Annotated in this window: 3 protein-coding genes; all 3 read left to right on the top strand. The window is 69.9% G+C overall.

Translation table 11 applies throughout. From position 1 onward, the window contains the following. Positions 1 to 1,046 (top strand): LCP family protein (locus FRW57_RS16435; RefSeq protein WP_238999465.1); only part of this gene is annotated, 1,046 nt, incomplete at its 5' end. A 141-nt stretch (positions 1,047 to 1,187) separates the two neighbouring features. Beyond that, the gene (gene fdh / locus FRW57_RS16445) at positions 1,188 to 4,475 is read left to right on the top strand and encodes a formate dehydrogenase (RefSeq protein ID WP_137122183.1); all 3,288 of its coding nucleotides are present in this window, start codon (positions 1,188 to 1,190) and stop codon (positions 4,473 to 4,475) included. Continuing rightward, entirely contained in the window at positions 4,472 to 5,413 is a 942-nt protein-coding gene (locus FRW57_RS16450; RefSeq protein ID WP_137122182.1) for a 4Fe-4S dicluster domain-containing protein, read from the top strand. The genes fdh and FRW57_RS16450 overlap by 4 nt, the downstream gene beginning before the upstream one ends. The last annotated feature ends 134 nt before the right edge of the window (positions 5,414 to 5,547 follow it).

Raw genomic sequence — 5,547 nt, forward strand, 5'->3', positions numbered from 1 at the left:
GCACCGACCGGCCCTCACCAGCTCCCGGCGGCCCCGGCGGCCCGACCGGTCCGTCCGGCACCGGTGGTGGTGGCGGTCGGCCGCCGCGGCGCCACCGCAAGCTGCGTCTCACCCTCACGATCTTCGTGCTGGTGCTGATCGCCTGGATCGGGTCGCTGGTCTGGGCCGGCACGAGCGCCTGGAACCACGTCGCCAAGGTGGCGGCCGAACCCCTCAGCAAGGACCGCCCGGCCCAGGGGTCGGGTCGCAACTACCTGCTCGTCGGTTCCGACAGCCGCGAGGGGCTCACCAAGGCGCAGAAGAAGGAGTACACCACGGGCAACGCGGCCGGCGGTCGCACCGACTCCATCATGCTCGTCCACCTGCCCGACAGCGGTGACCCGACGCTGGTCTCGATCCCTCGGGACAGCTACGTGCCGATCCGGCGCTACCAGGACAACAAGATCAACGCGGCCTTCTCCTTCGGCGGGCCCTCGCTGCTCATCGACACCGTCGAGCAGACCACCGGCCTGCGGATCGACGGTTACATCCAGGTCGGGTTCGCCGGGTTCAGCGGGGTCGTGGACAGCCTGGGCGGGGTGCGGATGTGCCTCCCGCACCCGATGAACGACAAGAAGGCCGGCATCAACCTCCCGAAGGGCTGTCAGGTGCTGAACGGCAAGAACGCCCTCGGTTACGTCCGGGCCCGGTACTCCGACCCGCTCGGTGACCTCGGCCGGGTGCAGCGGCAGCGGCAGTTTCTCGGCGCCCTGATGAGCAAGGCGGCGTCACCGGCCAACGTGCTGCTGCCGTGGCGTCTGCACCGGATCGGCTCCGCGGGAGCCAAGGGGCTGACCATCGACAAGAACGACTCGCCCTGGGAGGTCGCGAAGGTGCTGCTGGCCGTCCGCAAGGTGTCCCAGGGCCATGGCCAGTCGCTCACCATCCCCCTGTCCGACGTCAACCTGCAGACCCACGCGGGCAGCGCCGTGAAGTGGGACCACGACAAGGCGCTCGCGCTGTTCAAGGCGCTGCGCACGGACCAGCCACTGAGCGTCCAGCCGTGAGGCCCCTGCGTATGGCGAGTGGTCCGGCCGGGGGCCCGCGGTTGAGGGGCAGCCAGACGGCATACCGCAGAGCTGGGTTGTCCCTTCCAGTAACAGCATCCGACCGGTAGGGTGCGAGGCCACGACGGCCGGAGGTTGACTGTGAGCGCTCGGAAGACCCTTCTGTCCTGGCCGGTGGTGCGTCAGCTCACCGGCACCGACCCGCTTGGCCGAGGCGCCGCGGCGCAGTCGCAGAAGACCCGCGACTGGACCGCACGCACCGAGACGGCAGACCGTGTGGTGCAGAGCGTCTGCCCCTACTGCGCGGTCGGGTGCGGCCAGCGCGTGTACGTCAAGGACGAGAAGGTCATCCAGATCGAGGGCGACCCCGACTCGCCGGTGTCCCGCGGCCGCCTGTGCCCCAAGGGCTCGGCCAGCGAGCAGCTCGTCAACGCCCCCGGCCGCCAGCGCTACATGCTCTATCGGCGGCCCCACGGCACGGACTGGGAGCGGATCGACCTCGAGACCGCGACCGACATGGTGGCCGACCGGGTGGTCGCGAGCCGGGCGGCCCAGTGGCAGGACGTCGACCAGGAGGGGCACGCGCTGCGGCGCACGATGGGGATCGCAGCGCTCGGCGGCGCGACCCTCGACAACGAGGAGAACTACCTCATCAAGAAGCTGTTCACCGCGATGGGGGCGATCCAGATCGAGAACCAGGCGCGTATATGACACAGCGCCACCGTCCCCAGTCTGGGGACCTCGTTCGGACGCGGCGGTGCCACGACCTTTCAGCAGGACCTGCAGAACTCTGACTGCATCGTCATCCAGGGTTCCAACATGGCCGAGTGCCACCCGGTGGGTTTCCAGTGGGTGATGGAGGCAAAGGCACGGGGCGCCAGGGTCATCCACGTCGACCCGCGCTTCACCCGCACCTCGGCGATGGCCGACCAGCACGTGCCGCTGCGTGCCGGCAGTGACATCGTCTTCCTCGGCGCGATCATCAACTACGTCCTCACGAACGAGTTGTACTTCCACGACTACGTGCTCTCCTACACCAACGCTGCGACGCTGGTCAGCGAGGACTTCCGCGACGTCGACGACCTCGACGGCGTGTTCTCCGGCTACGACCCCCAGAGCGGCAGCTACGACCCGACCTCCTGGGCCTACGAGGACGTCGCCGAGCCCGCGGCGGCCGGGACCGATCGCCAGGCGCCTGCCGAGCACGAGGAGTCGGCGGGCCACGCGACAGGAAGCCAGGGTGCGTCGGAGGAGGGCGCTGCCCACGTGCACCGCGACGAGACGCTGCAGCACCCCCGGTGCGTGCTCCAGATCCTCAAGCGGCACTACTCGCGCTACACCCCCGAGATGGTCGAGCGGATGTGCGGGGTTTCGCAGGAGGACTTCCTGGCGGTCTGCGAGGCGGTGACGGCCAACAGCGGACGCGACCGCACCACCGCCTTCGTCTACTCGGTCGGCTGGACCCAGCACACTGTGGGCGTCCAGTACATCCGTGGCGCCGCCATCCTCCAGCTGCTGCTGGGCAACATGGGCCGGCCGGGTGGCGGCATCCTGGCGCTGCGCGGACACGCGAGCATCCAGGGCTCCACCGACATCCCGACCCTCTTCGACATCCTGCCGGGCTACCTGCCGATGCCGAAGGCCGGCAACAGCGACACCCTCGAGGACTACCTCGGCCGGATCTCCACCTCGTCCCAGAAGGGTTTCTGGAGCGATGCCCGGTCGTATGCCGTGAGCCTGCTCAAGGCGTGGTGGGGCGAGAAGGCGACCGCCGACAACGACTTCTGCTACGACTACCTCCCGGCCCTCACCGGCGACCACGGCACCTACCAGACCGTGATGGACATGATCGCCGAGAAGGTCGAGGGCTACTTCCTGCTGGGGCAGAACCCGGCGGTGGGGTCTGCCCACGGACGGATGCAACGCCTCGGCATGTCGCACCTCAAGTGGCTGGTCGTGCGCGACTTCAACCTGATCGAGTCCGCCACCTTCTGGAAGGAGGGGCCGGAGATCGCGACCGGCGAGATGCGCACCGAGGACATCGGCACCGAGGTGTTCTTCTTCCCGGCGGCCTCCCACGTGGAGAAGGACGGCACCTTCACCCAGACCCAGCGGATGCTGCAGTGGCACCACCAGGCGGTCGAGCCGCCGGGTGACTGCCGGAGCGAGCTCGACTTCTTCTACCTGCTGGGCCAGAAGGTCCGCGAGCGCCTGGCCGACTCGACCGACGAGCGGGACCGTCCGCTGCTCGACCTCACCTGGGACTATGACCGCGAGGACGGCCGGCCCGGCGCGTCCGCCGACGCCGTGCTGCGCGAGATCAACGGCTGGGAGCTGACCGGCCCCGACCACAACGAGCGCGGCGACATGCTGTCCAGCTTCACCCAGATGAAGCCGGACGGCACGACAGCCGGCGGCTGCTGGATCTACACCGGCGTCTACGCCGACGGCATCAACCACTCGGCCTCGAAGAAGCCCGGCTCCGAGCAGTCCTGGGTCGCGCTCGAGTGGGGCTGGTCGTGGCCCGCCAACCGGCGCATCCTCTACAACCGCGCCTCCGCCGACCCCGACGGCAAGCCGTGGAGCGAGCGCAAGGCCTACGTGTGGTGGGACGAGGAGGCAGGCAGCTGGACCGGCCACGACGTGCCCGACTTCCCCAAGACCAAGGCGCCGTCCTTCCGCCCGGAGCCCGGCACCCCGGGGCCGGCCGGTCTGGCGGGCGACGACCCCTTCATCATGCAGGCCGACGGCAAGGGCTGGCTGTACGTACCCAAGGGGCTGCTCGACGGGCCGCTGCCGGCCCACTACGAGCCGCAGGAGTCGCCGGTGCGCAACCCGTTCTACAGCCAGCAGTCGAACCCGACCCGGCAGGTCTTCAAGCGCAAGGACAACCTGTCCAACCCCTCGGCCGGCGCCCCCGGTTCCGACGTCTTCCCCTACGTGTTCACCACCTACCGGCTCACCGAGCACCACACGGCCGGGGGGATGAGCCGCTGGTCGGGCTACCTCGCCGAGCTCCAGCCGGAGTTCTTCTGCGAGGTCTCCCCCGAGCTGGCCCGCGAGCGCGGGCTGGACAACGGCGGGTGGGCGACCATCATCACGGCGCGCACCGCGATCGAGGCGCGGGTGCTGGTCACCGACCGGATCACCCCGCTGACCGTCGAGGGCAAGCGGATCCACCAGATCGGGCTGCCCTACCACTGGGGAGTCGGCGGGGGCGGCGCCCTCGTCAGCGGCGACAGCGCCAACGACCTGCTCGGGGTGACGCTGGACCCGAACGTGCACATCCAGGAGTCGAAGGCCTCCTCGTGCGACATCCAACCTGGCCGACGGCCGACCGGGCCAGCGCTGCTGCGACTGGTCGACACATACCGCAGCCGCGCGGGCATCACGGTCGAGACCAGCAACACGCTGCGCGGGGAGGCATGATGAAGAACAGTCTCTTCGGTCCCCTCGACCCCGCACCCGATGCGGGGTGGACCGATGCTCCGGCCCGCAAGGGCTTCCTGACCGACACGTCGATCTGCATCGGCTGCAAGGCGTGCGAGGTCGCGTGCAAGGAGTGGAACGCGATCCCGGCCGACTGGTCCGAGGGCCTGACCGGTGACTCCTACGACAACACCAGCGCCCTCGGCGCCAACACGTGGCGGCACGTGGCGTTCATCGAGCAACCCGCCGCTCCCCCAGCCCCTCCGCCGGTCGACCTCGGTATGCCGACCCTGCGCCCCGCGGACGAGGCTGCCGCTCCCGACGGAGCCGGCAGCCAGGACGGGAACAAGCCCGACTTTCGCTGGCTGATGTCCTCGGACGTCTGCAAGCACTGCACGCACGCCGCGTGCCTCGACGTCTGCCCGACCGGGTCGCTGTTCCGCAGCGAGTTCGGCACCGTCGTGGTGCAAGACGACATCTGCAACGGCTGTGGCTACTGCGTGCCGGCGTGTCCCTACGGCGTCATCGAGCGCCGCAACGGCCCGGAGGACGCGAAGAACGTCGGCATCGCCCAGAAGTGCACGCTGTGCTACGACCGCCTCGAGGCGGGCAACACCCCCGCGTGCGCCCAGGCGTGCCCGACCCAGTCGATCCAGTTCGGCGACGTCGACGAGCTGCGCGAGCGCGGTCGGGCGCGGGTGGAGCAGCTGCAGGCCCAGGGCGTCGAGGGAGCCCGGCTCTACGGCGACGACCCGAACGACGGTGTGGGCGGCACGGGCTCGATCTTCCTGCTGCTGGACGAGCCGGAGGTCTACGGCATGCCGCCGGACCCGGTGGTCACCACCCGTGACCTGCCCGACATGTTCCGCAAGGCCGGCATGGCGGCCCTCAGCCTGGCCGCCGGAGCCGCCCTGTCGTTCCTCGGGGGTCGTCGATGAGCACCCCCGGAGAGGCGCAGAACACCTTCGGCCGGTGGCCGGACGAGGAGGACCGGTTCGGCGGTCGCCGCCGCGGCGGGCAGGCCGGCAAGATGCTCCGGTCCGCCGGCGACGCGATCAGCCGCAGCTCGTGG

The organism is Segeticoccus rhizosphaerae, from assembly GCF_009192725.1.
Lineage (GTDB): Bacteria > Actinomycetota > Actinomycetes > Actinomycetales > Dermatophilaceae > Segeticoccus > Segeticoccus rhizosphaerae.

Excerpts from the sequence above, each read along its gene's own strand:
- FRW57_RS16450 (WP_137122182.1), top strand. The coding sequence starts at position 4,472 with ATGATGAAGAACAGTCTCTTCGGTCCCCTCGACCCCGCACCCGATGCG.